This window comes from Fulvivirga imtechensis AK7, assembly GCF_000331535.1.
In the GTDB taxonomy this organism is placed as follows: domain Bacteria; phylum Bacteroidota; class Bacteroidia; order Cytophagales; family Cyclobacteriaceae; genus Fulvivirga; species Fulvivirga imtechensis.
Genome location: NZ_AMZN01000084.1, coordinates 44,031 through 60,443, shown reverse-complemented (window position 1 = coordinate 60,443; position 16,413 = coordinate 44,031). Strand labels below are relative to the sequence as shown.

Annotated in this window: 12 protein-coding genes; 5 read left to right on the top strand and 7 right to left on the bottom strand. The window is 43.4% G+C overall.

Annotation, left to right across the window (positions count from 1 at the left end; all coding sequences use genetic code 11):
• Positions 1-15: 15 nt before the first annotated feature.
• From C900_RS22590 to C900_RS22580, 3 genes are all read right to left on the bottom strand, one after another.
• The gene (locus C900_RS22590; RefSeq protein ID WP_009582584.1) at positions 16-564 is read right to left on the bottom strand and encodes a cob(I)yrinic acid a,c-diamide adenosyltransferase; all 549 of its coding nucleotides are present in this window, start codon (positions 562-564) and stop codon (positions 16-18) included.
• Positions 565-572: 8 nt separating this feature from the next.
• Positions 573-1,292: an ABC transporter ATP-binding protein gene (locus tag C900_RS22585; RefSeq protein WP_009582583.1), complete on the bottom strand. Its 720-nt coding sequence runs from the start codon at positions 1,290-1,292 to the stop codon at positions 573-575.
• A gap of 136 nt (positions 1,293-1,428) precedes the next feature.
• Positions 1,429-7,017, bottom strand: coding sequence for an alpha-2-macroglobulin family protein (locus C900_RS22580; RefSeq protein ID WP_009582582.1), 5,589 nt, complete (start codon positions 7,015-7,017; stop codon positions 1,429-1,431).
• Between the two features lie 134 nt (positions 7,018-7,151).
• Here C900_RS22580 and C900_RS22575 point away from each other — a divergent pair, with 134 nt between their 5' ends.
• The 5 genes from C900_RS22575 (at position 7,152) to C900_RS22555 (ending at position 13,089) form a co-directional block, all read left to right on the top strand.
• Complete coding sequence (locus C900_RS22575) at positions 7,152-7,625, top strand: hypothetical protein (protein ID WP_009582581.1); 474 nt, start codon at positions 7,152-7,154, stop codon at positions 7,623-7,625.
• Between the two features lie 411 nt (positions 7,626-8,036).
• Positions 8,037-8,726: a response regulator transcription factor gene (locus C900_RS22570; RefSeq protein ID WP_040497336.1), complete on the top strand. Its 690-nt coding sequence runs from the start codon at positions 8,037-8,039 to the stop codon at positions 8,724-8,726.
• A 374-nt stretch (positions 8,727-9,100) separates the two neighbouring features.
• Positions 9,101-10,084, top strand: coding sequence for a sirohydrochlorin chelatase (locus C900_RS28825; protein ID WP_009582577.1), 984 nt, complete (start codon positions 9,101-9,103; stop codon positions 10,082-10,084).
• Positions 10,085-10,092: 8 nt separating this feature from the next.
• Positions 10,093-12,417: a TonB-dependent receptor gene (locus tag C900_RS22560; RefSeq protein WP_009582576.1), complete on the top strand. Its 2,325-nt coding sequence runs from the start codon at positions 10,093-10,095 to the stop codon at positions 12,415-12,417.
• Between the two features lie 6 nt (positions 12,418-12,423).
• Positions 12,424-13,089, top strand: coding sequence for an HmuY family protein (locus tag C900_RS22555; RefSeq protein WP_040497335.1), 666 nt, complete (start codon positions 12,424-12,426; stop codon positions 13,087-13,089).
• Positions 13,090-13,272: 183 nt separating this feature from the next.
• Here C900_RS22555 and C900_RS22550 read toward each other — a convergent pair whose 3' ends face one another.
• From C900_RS22550 to C900_RS22535, 4 genes are all read right to left on the bottom strand, one after another.
• A complete protein-coding gene (locus C900_RS22550; protein ID WP_009582574.1) occupies positions 13,273-14,028 on the bottom strand; it encodes a hypothetical protein in 756 nt (251 codons plus the stop codon).
• Positions 14,029-14,154: 126 nt separating this feature from the next.
• On the bottom strand, positions 14,155-14,925 hold the full coding sequence (locus C900_RS22545; protein ID WP_083867557.1) for a DUF4097 family beta strand repeat-containing protein: 771 nt from the start codon (positions 14,923-14,925) through the stop codon (positions 14,155-14,157).
• A gap of 71 nt (positions 14,926-14,996) precedes the next feature.
• Entirely contained in the window at positions 14,997-15,773 is a 777-nt protein-coding gene (locus C900_RS28820; protein ID WP_009582572.1) for a HEAT repeat domain-containing protein, read from the bottom strand.
• Positions 15,774-15,777: 4 nt separating this feature from the next.
• On the bottom strand, positions 15,778-16,317 hold the full coding sequence (locus C900_RS22535) for an RNA polymerase sigma factor (RefSeq protein WP_009582571.1): 540 nt from the start codon (positions 16,315-16,317) through the stop codon (positions 15,778-15,780).
• Positions 16,318-16,413: the final 96 nt, after the last annotated feature.

Genomic DNA, 16,413 nt, shown 5'->3' with positions numbered 1-16,413 from the left:
AAATACTAATGAACTTTACATTCTCGCCTTCCAGGGGGTTTCTTCTGCGTTGAGCTCTTTCGACATCTTACGGGCTAACACAAACAGGTAATCTGACAACCGGTTCAGATACTGGATCACCAAGGGGTTTACAGCCTCGTGATCATTTAAAGCTACAACAAGCCGCTCTGCCCTACGACAAACACACCGTGCCACATGACAAAATGAAACTGAGGGATGCCCTCCGGGCAGGATAAAATTTTTCATGGGAGGCAGCTCTTCCTCCATTTTATCAATTTCCACTTCCAGCGCTTCTATATCATCTTCACCCAGATGAGGAGTCTTCACTTTTTTGTTACCAGGTTCGGTCGCTAACACAGATCCTATGGTAAACAGTCTGTCCTGCACTTCAACCAGAATAGTCCTTCTTTTGTGATTAACTTCCTGATCACGCACAAGACCTATGTATGAATTAAGTTCGTCAATTGTGCCATAGGCATTGATCCGATCATGAGACTTAGAAACTCTGGCCCCACCAAACAATGCTGTTGTACCTTTATCTCCCGTTTTTGTATAGACCTTCATTCGGTATTTTAGCTTGTCACTGTTTTATTGCTTCGGGTAACGCTATCATTAACCACATCTGTTTCAACCAATCCGTCACGCAATCTGATTATTCTATGGGCATAGTGTGCAATATCATCTTCGTGGGTCACCATAATGATGGTGTTGCCTTTATCATGCAATTGTTGGAACAGGTCCATAATATCATATGATGTTTTGGAATCCAGGTTACCAGTCGGCTCATCAGCCAGTATAATACTTGGGTTGTTCACCAGAGCCCTTGCAATAGCAACCCTTTGCCGCTGCCCTCCTGAAAGCTCATTAGGTTTATGACCCGCTCTGTCAGCCAGCCCCACATTGTTCAGCGCCTCCATGGCCATATCCTCACGATCATATTTACCGTATCCGGCATAAATCAAAGGCAAGGCTACGTTTTCCAGGGAAGTAGCTCTTGGAAGCAAGTTAAATGTTTGGAAAACGAATCCTATTTCTTTATTTCTTATCTCAGCCAGTTCATTTTCGGTTAAATCACTCACATTATGATTATTGAGAATGTAAGTGCCACTGGTGGGCGTATCAAGACAGCCAATAATATTCATCAGTGTAGACTTACCCGACCCTGAAGGCCCCATAAAAGCTACGTACTCACCCTTGTTAATTTCAATGGAGATCGACTTCAGGGCCTCAACAGTTTGAGTACCCATTTTGTATATTTTCGAGATCTCATGTGTTTCAATGATCTTTGCCATAGTGTTGTTACTGGAGTCTTGTCAAAAATAGGAAAAATAATTCACCACTAATAACGTAAAGTAGCACTTAACGATACAAGAATATTACTTAAGCGGTTAATTACCAGAATAAGCGATCTCTGTCTCTATCTACCGACTACTGTGTATCATTTCCAGCTTTCACCACCTTCACCTCTTTCCCTGCCAATACTGCACTAATGGTATTGTCATACATAGCTTCACAGCTAATGGCCGGCATATAGTAAAGCCCCTGGTAGCTGGAATTGAGCAATATTCTGAAAGTCTTACGCTCATTTGGACGAAGGTTGAAGTAAGTATACACCCTGTCGTCACGGATGTCCTGGTAATCAGGTTTGTCCTTAGCTGTGTACTCTTCCATGTCATTCAACCGGGCGTTGTGGATCTCCCAGCCTGACGGGAATATCTGGGTCAGCGCCAGATTTTCATAGGTACCACGTACCCCCGGGTTTGATATGGTGACCTCAGCAACAAAATCCATACCTTGTTCCAGAGTGGCCGGATCAATAAATTCGCCTTGAGTATTAGCGTAAATCACGCTCATCTTCAGGTTGCTTTCGGAAGACTCCTCCTGCCCCCTGGTGGGTGTACCCTCAAGAATAACTCGTGCATATAAAATACCTGAAGTAGTGTTTGTTACCTCAACCTTATTTTGTCCACTTTGTTTGATCTCGAGATTCGCCTGTGCGACTGGCAGATCTGTACTTGCTTTTACAGCAGACGCATTATTAAGTTTATAGCTGAATTTCAACTCTTTGGTCCTGTCGCCTCCTGCAAACTGCCCTACAGCAATTAGGCTGTAGGCTGTGGTTTGTGTGCTCATCCAGCTATTTTCTCCCAGCGCAGCCGAAATTCGTTGTAACACAGGCACCGCCTTTTTATGCTGACCTAACAAGCTCAATGTCTCCAGTATCATGGCCTCATCACGTGTGGTAGACCCATAGGTATAGCCGAGTTCACGATAATCTTTAACAGCAGTGGCAAGGTTTTCAACCAACTTTTCCGCAGCTTCCTTCTGCCCTGCTTTCACATAGGCAGCAGCTAATCGCCATGCCGCAGAGATAGATAAATTTCCTTTTTCTCTCAACCTGTTCATAGCGCCAGTTTCTGCATCACCTGCCAGCGCCAGGGTATACAAGCGATAAGCCTGCATCAATTCCGTATTGTAATAACCATTGCTGTCCCGCCATTCGGCTGCCTTTCTCTTCTGGTATCTTTTCCACTGCCTCATCATATTTCCGGGCACATTATATCCCCGTTTTTCGGCTTCCGCCAGAAAGTGACCTGCATATGTGGAGCCCCAACTGTCAGAGTCATCCCCTCCCGGCCAGTAGGCAAAACCTCCGTCACTCTTCTGAAATGACCTTAATCTTTCAATACCTGCTTTGATATTCTCCTCAATTTTCTGCTTTTGAGCATCTGTAAGCGGTGTGATATCTGCCAGGAATAATTGCGGAAATACCGATGAGGTGGTCTGCTCAATACATCCGTGCGGATATCTGATCAGGTACCTCAAGCGTTTCTCCAGGTTAATAGGGGGAATATTCGATACTTCCAGGGTGGCTTTATTAGTTTCAGACATCCCCAAAGGCATGAAATCCGGACTCCAGGATTGCCCCGCTTCCAGCAAGGCATCCATTACCCTTACAATGGGAGGATTAGGATTTCTGACATCCAGTTCTATACTATGATTAGCCTTTTTTCCGGCCGAAGTAGCCGCTATATCTACCTTGCCAATGCCTAATTGAGGCTTCACCTTCAGATCAAAGTATACCACCTGATCACCCAGGTCGTCAAAGGTGATGGTTTTGGATGCTGGTCCTACTATTTCAAACAAGTCATTGGCCTTTATCTGTACCTTCACATTTTTCACATCTTTTTCCTGTGCAAATACCGTTACTGGCAGCTTCACCTCTTCTTCCGGCCCTAGTACCCGGGGCAGTGTACCCAGCACCATAAGCGACTGCCTTACCGGAGTGGCTTTTTCAGCATTGCCATAGGCACCTTCATATCCTGCCACCACCATGGTACGCACAGAACCAATGTACTGCGGCATGATGAATTTATGGGTATTGGTTTTTCCTTTTTCCAGGGTAAAAGGCCCCAGGTATTTAACTACCGGTTCAAAACGATTGGCTTTGGTTGCACCTTCTTTTGTTCCTTCCTCGTCTCCACCTATAGCCAGCAGGCGCTCAAGCTTGCCACCAAAGGCTCCCATTACATATTCATAAAGATCCCAGGTCTTTACCCCCAACGCTTCCCGGGCATAGAAGGTATGCCATGGGTTAGGGGTTCTGAACCTGGTCAGGTCGAGCAGGCCTTCATCCACTACAGCAACGGTGTAGGTCATCTTCTTCTGGCTTTCTTCACTGACTTTAATGGTTACTTCTTCTCCAGGCACCAGCACGTCCGGCATGTTTATTACAGGCTTGAGGATCGTCTTCGGATCTTCAATGGCTATTGGGATCACTCCATATAACCTTATTGGCAGATCATTTACGGTTTGTTCGTGTTTTTGAAGCAGGGTAACGAAGACATAAATATTAGGGGCCATTTCTCCCGAAGCTTCAAAGGTAAAAGTCGTTTCTCCACTTTGTGTCTGTATCCAATGGGTTTCCAGCACTCTGCTACCACTTTCAATACTCACCAAAGCCCGTCCCTGACTGCTGCCCGGTATTTTAACGGTTACTTTTTCACCTACCTGGTACTTTTCTTTATCTGAAGTGAAATTAAGCATGGTAGCTCCGCCAGGCATGCTGTTCCTGTCACCTCCCCACGAGGTGTAGTGTATCTCACCGGTGCAGTGACCGCTTACAGGATCACAAACCCTAATGTAATATCGACCCCATTCATTCAGGTTAAATTGAAAGCTTCCCTTTCCATTGCTGGTGCTAGCTGTACCGCGCACTTTCGGGTCCATGCTAGACCTGCTGATATAGTTCGCCACGGATTCACCATTCTGGTTCCACCACCAGCGCCAGTCTAGCCTATAAACCTCCACATCAAGTTTCTTGCGAGAAACGGGATTCCCCTCTGCATCGGCAGTAGCGATATCTATGCTGTTGGGTTTATCGTAAAACAGTCGACTCCAGGTTTTCGACTCAGGAAGTTTCATCCCCACAAAAGAAGTGTAAGGATAGTAAGGCATAGAAAAATTATCTATACTGAAATTTCCCCCTTCTTCAAACACCTTGCCTTTAAAAAACGCTTTTAGCATTCCCGGTGCAGTAGATTCGGTGGAGAGGTTAGCATATACGGTTGCCTTTCCCTTGTCATTGACATACCCTTCAAATATTTTCTGACTCTCGGAATAAAACTCACGAGCCGGATCATCAAAAGTGTACGCCTGGAACTTATCAAAAGTGGTTTTGGAAGGCACCAGCATAACTTCAAACTCAGCTTTTAAATTTCTTGCCGGAGCGCCATGAAGCCAATTGACCTGTAGTTGACCGCTCACATCACTATCCAATGCGGTAAGTTTATCTTTTCCAAAGTCCAGATTGATCTTCAGACGATTAGGTTTAACGGTTTCTATTTTAATGCGTTCTGTAAATTCGGCACCTCCTACCTTTACTTTTGCAGTCCAGTTGCCTGTTGGCGCTTCAATATCTGTAGCTACACTAAAATTGTAGAAGCCGTTCATACCGGCTGACCTTACGATTCGTTTATCCAATTGAAAAGAGGGGTTGTACAATTCAAATATTACAGGGTGGGCTTCAGGGATCTTTTTTAGTTTATCCTCTAGCACAAAAGTGAGATGAAGTGTATCTCCCGGTCTCCAAACACCCCTTTCTCCATAAATGAACCCCTTGATACCTTTTTCAACCTTTGAACCGGATACGTCAAAATTACTTAATGAAAGGGACGAGCCATCATCCAGCTTCAGGTACCCTTTTTCATTGTTTCTGGTAGCCACTACAATGAATGGGTTCTTCTTTAATGGCATGATCACCAAACCATCGGCATCTGTAACAGCAGATGACAGCACCTGCTGCTGAAAATCGTAGGCATCTACCCTTACACCAGTAAGTGGTTCGGTTGTCTTCAGGTTAGTGACCAGTACCATCAGTTCACCACTGTTTCCTTTTTTAGCAATTACACCCAGGTCCGAGGCAAGGACGTTTCGTTTGACCGATTTATTGTTTCCATAAAGGCTGTAGTACGATGCATGACAAGGATTGTCACGTTCATCCCAGTCGTAATTGGGATCGTATTCATAGCGTTCATAAGAGTCCCACGTATCAAATTCAAGAGGATCGCTAGGATTCTCCAGTGGCTGGTCCTGCAATGACACCATGTTCTCTTCTGCCTCCGATTCACCGCAGTAGTATGACGAGTGATGCTTTCTAAAGCTCAAACGCACCTGATAAATAGCTCCTGGCTCCGTTTTCATCAGTTCGGCCAGGTCAAGTGTATACCTGTTCCATTTTCCAAGATCAACTATCCCCGAAGTATTTAAAGGCACTGTTTTACGAAGCACAGGCTTGGCCACACGTCTTAATTCGCGACTCCCGTCAAGGTCATTGCCCTGTAAAAACTGTATAATGTTATTTTCATAGACCTTAATGATCTCCACATCAATAGCCTTGAGGCTCACTGCCTCAAATGGAAACACCAGCCCGTTGGAGCTAGGCAGGATATTGCCCTGCCCGACCAGACGTACCGCAGGCTTTATTTGCGCGAAGGTAACCGATCTGGTATCACCGACATTCATTTTATAATCCAGAACATTGCGGATCCCTGGTGAAACGCGAACAGTCTTAGTTCCAGCTTGCCTCACCGGTGGATAAACAAACACCTGATTCTCCTTGATATCAAAGTCAAGTGAGTAAAGCCCATCTATGGAAATAAGCCCTTCCAGGTTTTGTTTAGGTTTCAAAGGGTCTGAAAACTGGAGCACCAGATACTGACTTGGACTTTGTACTACTTTGGCATCTATAAGAGTAAAATCTCCAAGGGCAGCGATATTTACCCCTTCTTCCTTCTTCTTATCTACACCCAGTGCAGTGCCATTTACTGTAAGTATTACCTTGCTTTTCTCTCCTTTTCTTTCAACACCCCCAACAACAAAACGGTGTTCACTTTGGCTGTGCTGCCAGGCAACCGGCAAAGATTTTCCATCTTGTACCGCTGTCATCAATTTTTCTACCTCAGTGTCATCAGCAGCATCCGCGGTGTGTAGCACTCCAACTATTCGTTGTTCTTTTAATGAAGATTTATCAACTGTTTCAATATTTTCAATTGATAACTCAAAATTTTGCTCAATAACCTGAAACTGATAATCAAAAACATCCAGCCCTTCAGGTACTTTTTGCAGCTTGGCCAATTGGAATTTTACGGAATATATCTGTCCTGACTTAAGTTTTTCTGCAGGCTGAAATTCAACTGTTCGCGAGTCAACCCAAAGTGCCTTACCCTTAACCGAGGGTTCGAAAGCGAATATTTTCTTCTCTACTTCTTTACCAAACATGGACGAATCGGCTACGTCCATGGCCAGGCGTACCCTTACAGTAGAGTTTGATGGCACAACGCCGGCAGTATAGGAAGAAATAAAAGCTGAAAATGCAGGGTCTATCTCATTCTTTTCCAGTGTACCTGCCTTTCCCGATTGGTTAAAATAAAGAACACCTGCCAGTATCAATACGATTCCTGCAACAGCTCCAATGATGATTTTCTTGAGTTTGCCGGAGTTACTTCCATCAGCCATAGTAAAATTGAATTAGTTATTTAAGGGCAACAATATCGCTAAATATTTTAAAAATACACTTAATGCATTCACATTTTATTCAGGATTTGTATGCAATTGCTGTTATTGATAGTTTTGCTTAAAACCAGATACCAATGAAATACATCCAGCTTTCTATTCTCCATATTATGACTGCAACCATTTTATTTTCATGCGGTCAAAAAAGTGAGTCTGATAATGACGACCTAAAGATTGAAAATAAAGAAATGCCAGCCGAAGCAAGGGCTGAAAAGGCGCTTTATGACGAGGTAATGGCCGTTCACGATGAGGTGATGCCGAAAATGGATGATATGATGAGGCTTAAGGGCCGGCTTCAGACTAAGTTAGATCTCGCCAGAGAGCAGGAGAACCAAAATCAGGAGGAGCTTAAAACGCTCGAAAATGCTATCAAACAACTTGAGGAAGCTGATGAGGCCATGATGCAATGGATGAGAGATTTTGAGCCACAGGAGAATATGAATGATCATGAAAAAGTGATGGGATACTATAAAGCTCAGAAAAATGAGATTGAAAAAGTGAAGGAACAGATGCTCAATGCCATGAAAAATGCACAGGATAATTTGAATTAATGTTTCTGTACCGACCCTGTTGATCTTCCGTAAACATGGCCGGGACTGTCCGTTTCAAACGGCTGGCCTAATATCATATATAAGGGAGCGGGAACGATGGTTACAGTCAGAGAAAATATCATAGCGGGTCATTGCCTATCCCCAAAGGTGTGTGAAATTACTTACTGTTAAGCCTCCATCACTCATATCCCTGAAACATTGGAACCGCATCGTTATTGATAACGGTGTTTCCTATCGGCAAATCTTTAAACAATTCTAATGACATATCTAAAAAACGGAGCAAGAAGCTTGTGCTCACCTGAAACTATATTCCCCTAAATCCAATAACACATACTCCATGGCCGTTTCTGGTTAATTTTTATTTAGAATAAATCTAAATAATATTGTTATTCGTTCGATTTTTCCTCAATTTTGAAGGCATTCAACCAATTTCTAAAAATTTCGACTTTCAAGGTGGCTCAACGGGATATACTAATAGCTGACCAACAGGCGCTGACGGCCACAGGCTTGACCTCTATATTAGCCGATATCTGCAGTGCTTCCTCCAAAAATGTTACCTCCGCTTCAGAATTATTTTCCAGCATGGGCACAGATCAATATGGAATACTATTTATCGATTACCGGCAACTCCCCGGATTTGACATTGAGCAATTTAGTTTATTGAGCGCCCGTAATCCTGAGTTAAAAATTGCAGTTGTATCCGATGATAATGATCACAAATCGATTCTACAGGTGCTTAATCAAGGTGTTTCGGTATTCATTACGAAGAATTGCGGCCTACAAGAAATTACCATGGCTTATCATGCTATGCAAAGGGGTGAGAAATTTTTCTGTAACAAAATTCTCAATATACTTCTGCAATTGCGCACACCAGAACAGGCTATAAAAAACTCTGTGTTAACTGAGCGAGAGTTGGAAGTTTTAAAGCTGATAGCGATAGGGTATTCTACACTGGAAGTAGCTGATCAACTTTATCTGAGCCCTCATACCGTCAGCACACATCGAAAAAACATTATTAAAAAGCTTACTATTAAATCCCCTACCGAATTTGTTGTTCACGCCATTGACCTGGGGCTGGTGAATTTTGATGCGAAATGCTAGCACATCACAGGTTACATTGTCTTGAATTCATTTACGCAGCAACAAACTAACACAGTCAGCCCTCATTCTACCTAGTACTTCTAAGAAAACTCACAATTTATCGTCATTGGTAACTAAGTGAGGCAATCCCCTCCTCTTTGGCGTGCATTAAGAGGGGATCGCTTCGATTCCTCCTCGTGGCAGGCACGGGACAGGCGCGATAACGACAAGGGTTTTCTTATAGACACTACCTAACACTAGGTATATATCTACCATTTTCAGGTGCTGAATATACCCTTTTATGCGTATCGCAAAATCCCCGGAGATAGTCATTGCCAAAGAAATCTGATTCCCTGACCTTTGTCATTATTTATAATTATTCTAAATAACTAAATATGAAAACTCTAATACGAACCTTTATAGTAGCTATGTGGCTGATATTTTCCACGGTAGCAGTCGCCCTGACCCACTCTACGCCCAAAGTAGGAATACTGATACTGGCACATGGTGGCAGTAATTCGTGGAATGAACATGTAGAAGCGGCTGTTGCGCCCATTCGCTCAGACTTTCCGGTAGAAATTGCCTATGGAATGGCATTACCGCGCACCATACAGCAAGGGATTAATAACCTGGAAAATAATGGGGTTGATAAGATTATAGTCGTTCCGCTTTTCATTTCTTCACATAGCTTTATCATTCGCCAGACTGAATATTTATTGGGCAAACGAAATGAGTTAGCCGATCCGCCTATCGTTATGGATCATTCCGGAGGCCATGGCGGCCATGGCACATCGGGGCATCATGGCTCACAGCATGGGGCATCGGATCAACACCACTCTGCGGGGTCAGGCCATAAGCCGGAGCTGCTCCCTCTTCAATTTAAATCGGAGATAATAATGACAACTCCCCTGGACAACCATCCTTTGGTGGCTAGCATGCTGTACGATCGCATACAGGAATTAAGTGAGCGCCCTGCTCAGGAAACAGTAGTTATTGTTGGGCATGGCCCCAACCCGGAAGACGACAATCGCAAGTGGGTAAAGGCCATGGAAAGTCTTGCTGACCAGATCAGAGAAAAGCAGAAAACTGCTGGTACACAGTCTAAATTCATCTTTACTACAACCGTGCGCGATGATGCCGATGAGGCTATTTACGAACAGGCCAGGGAAAATTTAAGAAACATGGTTCACCAGGCCGGCAAGCAAGGTGATGTTATTGTAGTCCCTCTTTTGCTTTCAAAAGGCGGTGTCGAAAAAGGGATTGTAAAAAGGCTGGAGGGACTTACCTACAAATGGAGTGGAAAGACACTTCTCCCCGACTCAAAAATAACAGAATTTATAAGGGTATCCATTGATCAGGCCCTGCATAGCAAACTTTAGATTGCAGTATGAGGCTTATATGTATTATGTGCATTGCAGCATGGGCTTTACCCGTAAGCCTCCATGGGCAAAGCTCCTTTATCTTCTCTATCAGCGGTAAGGTTACGGATAGCTCCGGCAGTCCATTGATAGCAGTAAATGTGACCCTGGAAGGCTCCAATCGGGGTACTGCTACTGATGAGCATGGAAAATTCATATTCACCAATATACCCTCAGGAGAATATGTTCTGAGTTTTAGCGCAATTGGTTTTTCCAAACAAAAGCTAACCATGACAGTGGAAAAGGAGTCACAGTCCATTAACATCAAGCTCGTTGAAAATATACGGCAGCTTTCTCCCGTTGTAGTTACTGCCACCCGCAATGACCGTGTCGCAAGTGATATCCCGGTGAAAGTCAGCACCATCGACAAACAGCAGATACAACAAACCGGGTCTTTAAGGCTAAACGACATATTGGCGGAGCAAACTGGGTTGACTATCATAAATGATCATGGTGCAGGCCTTCAGGTACAGGGCCTGGATTCGGATTATACGCTGCTGCTGATCAACGGAGAGCCGGTAATAGGGCGCACTGCGGGCACCCTGGACCTCAATAGAATTACAGTAGGCAACATTAAGCAGGTAGAAATAGTCAAGGGCCCGGGCTCCAGTCTGTACGGTTCTGAAGCGCTGGCCGGTGTGGTGAATATCATCACAGACCGGGCATCAGGTACCGGAGGTAGTGCGGCCTTGCGCTATGGCTCCAACAACACTACCGATCTGGCGCTTGAGGGGCAATATAAAAGTGAAAAGTCAGGACTTTATCTATTCGGCAACAGGTATAGCACAAATGGATATGACCTTTCTAAAGACGTGTTCGGCCAAACAGTAGATCCGTTTTCCAGCCACACCTTGGGCTCAACTTTTGACTATAATTTCTCGTCAAAAACGAATTTCTCGATCAATGGAAAGTATTTTACCGAAACCCAACAAAGCAAATTTAAAACCGGGACACAACAGCAAACTGTGATCGGAGCAGGTGAGGTTACCGAATGGAGTATCAACCCGAAGCTAACCCACAGCCATAATGATCAGTTGAAGTTAACATTTCGATTCTATGGTACCACTTACAACACAGAATCGTTGTTAGAATATAAAACTACTGGTGAAGTATATGACAGAACCTCTTTCGGGCAATCTCTTTATAAGCCTGAATTACAAGCTGAATACTTCGTCAACGCCAGGAATATTATAACAGGAGGCGTTGGCAACACCTGGGAAGCCGTAGAAGCCACTCGTTACCAGTCACGGCAGCATTTTTCAAACACATATTTATTCGGTCAATATGAATGGCTCCCGCTCGATCGACTCAATATCACCGCGGGGGCGCGTATAGATATGCACAGCGCCTACCAATCGCAACTGAGCCCGAAGGTGGCGCTCAAATATGATGTACTTCCCTGGCTTTCCATCCGGGGTGTAGCGGGCGTAGGTTTCAAGGCGCCCGACTTTAGACAACTGTACCTCAATTTCACCAATTCAGTGGCTGGCTATAGCGTGTTTGGAGCTGGCGTGGTAACAGCAGAGGTTGAAAGTATGCAGACACAAGGACTTATAACTGAAATTCTAACTGATCTAAAGCAGTTTCATGACCTAAAAGCCGAAAGCTCACTTTCCTTCAATCTTGAGTTTCTGACCCAATTATCATCTACATGGTCAGCATCAGTTAATCTCTTTCAAAATAACATATCTAATCTTATAGAAACAGTAACGGTAGCCAGAAAAACAAACGGGCAAGCTGTTTTCAGCTACCTCAACAAAGATGAAGTTTATACGCAGGGATTTGAAAGTGATATGAGCTACTCACCAGCACAATCGCTTCGGCTTTCTGTAGGTTATCAATATCTGGTTGCCAAAGACAGAGAGACACTAAGCAATCTGAATGATGGGAACATTTATGCCCGCGACCCGGATACGCAGGAAACCTACAGGGTGAGTAAGAGTGAGTATGGAGGTCTCTTTAACCGCTCAAAGCATACAGCTAATGTTAAGGCTTTTTATCATCATGCAAAAAGTGGTTGGGGTGCCAGTCTTCGGATCAATTACCGTAGTCGGTACGGTTTTGCCGATAGGAACGGTAACGGAATTCTGGACATTGATCAGGAATACATCAACGGCTACGCAACTGTCAACACCAGCATTACTAAAATTATTGGAGAAGTCATCTCAATACAAGCTGGTTGCGATAACCTGTTTGATTATAAAAACCCGGAATACATTACCAGCCTGCCAGGAAGATTATTCTGGGGTACTGTACGGATGAATATTAAAAGTAAAAACAAAAATAAACCTTAATTAACCATGAAATATTTTAAGACAACCGTTATGGCCATTGCTATTACATTTTTGACCATAGCTTGTGATGATGATGATAATAGTGTTGTAGTAAAGCAACTCGAAGCCGAGGTTGTAGAAGACCTGCAAGCTGACCCTCAGAGCAATCCCGATGGCACAGCCAGAGAGGGTACTAATCAATTTACCCTGTACAGTCTTAAAGACAACAAGGTGATACCCAATAGCGACAGCGCGACAACAAAATGGGACATCGGTTTTCGAAGTACAGCAATCATTGTTAACGGGGGTGACAGCGGACCCGGTCAGGGCGAAGCTCAAATTACAACAGGGATCTTTGAGGAATTAACAGAAGCTCCTGAGACCGGTTATAAAAAAGATGAGGAAGGGAGTTATGCCATACAAGGCACAGATGGATGGTATAACTACACCGGCCATACGGGCACGCCTGTCAATGCCATTATACCTATACCTGGAAAAACAATTGTGATAAAAACCGCGGAGGGAAAATATGCCAAAATAGAGATCCTAAGTTATTATTATGGTAGTCCTAATACTACTACCGCGGAGTTTGCTGACATGGCCACAAGATCACCTTCACGTTATTACACGTTCAGGTTCATCTACCAGCATAATGGTAGTAGAAACCTTGTGAATACCAGCAGTTTAAATTAGTGTCTCCACCGGCCCGCGTCTCTCAATGATATTAAATTAAGATGTCATTTCTTAACTTAATGGCATTGCGCGTTCTCCAAGGAGGGTTCGCTGAATCTCTTCAAGATGACAAGCCACAAAACAGTCAATGGCCATTCTGAATTTATATATAATTCGAATGGCCACCTGATCGTTGTCATTGCCTCACCTTTTCCTCATGTAGACATTGCCGTACTTCGACTCCAGGTCATATTTAATGCCTCCACCATTGAGTTGTGTCGTGATAACAGTCCATTTGTTATAATCCAGGATCGCATCTCCGGTCCGATCAAACCTTGCTTCCAGATCAGTATATATTTGGCCATACTTTGTCCTGGCCTCAAGATCTCTTTTAGATGCCACAGGAATACTGATATCAATCCCTCCGTATTTGGTCACTACCTTAAGTGGCGCATCTACACCAGCAATTTCCACCATACCATATTTGGCTTCTACTTCCACTGGCTTGTTGCGGGGCACAAAAACCTCCAGCTTTATTTCTTTATGAACACCTTGTGAAATGTATTCATGCTGTCGGCCGTGCTCCTCCATGAATTTACGCACCTCGGGAGCATTCCAATTATCCGTATTAAAGGTATAAACGGTTCCGTCCTTTCTGATAGTGATTCTTCTGGGCAACTCGTCATGTCCTTCTATTTCCGAATATATTGACAACACACCATTTTTCACTGCCCCCTTCAGTTTGAAGGCCTCGTTATTTTCACCATTGTTGATGTCCGCTGTACCTTTAATAAACACTTCATTTTTATCCCAAGAGGTGATCTTTATCAATTCCGGATATTTAAAGCTTAAGGTAATTTTTTCTATTGATGATGCATCAAACTGCTCATTGACCTGACCTTGTGCATGGAGCAAATGCCCGATGAGAATCAGGAATATTGTTAAATGACTAGTTTTCATTGTTGTTTGAGTTTTTGATTTTGAAGAGTACGAGGTTAGCTTGTAGCTTCAAAAGAGGCAGGTCATTCGACTATTCATTTCAGGAATGACCTGCCAAAAATCGAGATTTCTGACCTTTGATTAATACTACTTTTTGCGAAGAAAAACATTACCATGCGTTGCTGACAGCGTTAGCTTTGTACCGCCAGCGCCTAATTTGCCATTGATCTTTTTTGCTCCGAATACCTTCATGCCTTCTGGGTTATCAACTTTTATATCCAAATCAGAATATACTTCCCCCCAGGCAGTAGAAATAGCCAGATCAGCATTAGTTGAGGCAGGAATAGTTACATCCACATCACCATGAACAGTGGCAATAGAGCTTGGCAATTTTTGTGTAACACTCGAAAAGATCACATCAATGTTGCCATGAACAGAGCTTACCGAAACCGGACCCGTAACATCGACAAGCCGTATATCACCCCCTTGCGTTTGCACTTCCATTTCTTCAGTGATATTTTGAGCCTTGAAGTCATCACCATGAATTGACGAGTTGATGTATCTCACCTTCACGCCTTTCGGCACTTTTACCACATATTTGGCATCTGCATTGCGGGCTACCTGATAAACTACCTTATGGTCTTTCCCCTCATCTTTCACTGCCAGGCCTATACCCGTATTATCTGACAGCCCAAGTCCATTGACAGGCCTCAGTCCTTTGGCGCGTTCAGGTATTTTATATTCCCCGGAAGGTTCAATGATCACTTCGCTGCCGGAATAACCCTCCACCTCTACGTGACTTATTTCCTTAAATTCCAGTATACCGGAACTCATGGCTACCTTATATTGTGCTACACCCGGCACCGAAGCCATTACTAATATTAATAGTGCTAATACGTTTTTTATTTGAGTTTTCATTTTTCACATTTTTTGTTGTCCTATTTACTTTGAGTTTTCAAACCTTGTGCACCCGGTTTAATATTTTAATTTCAGGACAGTTTAAATACGGCCATATGTGCCTCATCCTTTACTGTCTGAATAGTTTTTTCATCCTTAATTATTCTCTGGAGTTCCTCCACAGCTCCTTTTTGTCTCAATTGAACCATCAGGTTGATTAAAGTTATTTGTACCAAAGGGTCTGTCTGCTGCTCCATCGATACGATCAGGGCGGACATTACATCCGGCTCATCGGCATATTTCACCAGCGCTTCCACTGCCGCCAGTCGCACATTGGTGTTATCATCATTGTTCATGGTACGTATCAGCGCATTGATGATCTCTTTGTCTATATTTTTCACATCATACGCTGTATTTATTGCCTGAAGCCGTCTGCTTGCGGATGACCGGTCTTCCAATGACTGTATTACCAGGTATTTTGTCATCTCCATTTCTCTTTTCAGATCGGCAATTTGCTGCTGGTTCCTATTATTTTGGACTACCAGTAGGGTAATAAAAAGCCCTGAAACCAAAACAACAGATGCGGCAATCTGCCAGGGTGAGAAATGCCACCTTCGCTTCACGGTTCTTACCTTTACACCAGTTCCGGCCTCCTGCTTTAATAATTCTTCAAATGCACCTTTCATCGAGCAATCAGGCTCCAGCTCCCGGTCGTACTGCAGCAAGTCCATAGTGCGCTTCAGCTCTTCGAATTGTTTTTTGTGTTCTGCATTTTTTTCTATCTGCTTTGCCACGAACTCTTTTAATTCTCCTGCTAGATGGCCATCAATATAGTCGATCATCAGGTCTTTCATTTCTTCTTCAGTCATGACATTAAATTTTTTCAAGTTCAAAATATTTCTCTCTCAACTGCTTAATAGCCCTATGTACCTTCACTTTTACATTAGCTACCGAGCAATCCAATATTTGAGCAACTTCTTCGTATTTCATTTGCTGAAACCTCGTTAATATCAGTATTTCCCGCTGCTCAGGTGCGAGCTTAAACAAGGATATATACAGCAGTTTTTCCTTTTCATCCTGCACCATCACCTCATCCACAGCAGCAATTTTATTTTTCAGATCCTCCACTCCGGTATAATCAGAGTACATCATTTTGTTCCTCCTGAAATGATCCGCGTATATGTTTCGGGCAAGCTGGTATATCCAAGCCTTAAACTGCTTATCTTCCTTATAAGTACCCCTGTACCTGATCATTCTAAGAAATACGTTCTGTGTAAGGTCGTGCCCCAGTTCTCTATCGAATGTGATCTTCACGAAGAAATTGTATAACCGCTTGTGATACCTATCAAATAATTCGGAAGCTTTTTCAAGCTCACCATGCTTAACAGCTATCATCAGCAATTCGTCAGTCATAAGGGTTAATGGCTATTTTTATTTGTTGCGTTTGGATACCGCACTTTCCACGGATGGTTACAACTGAAGTTAAAAAATTTTAAACATTTCCATAAA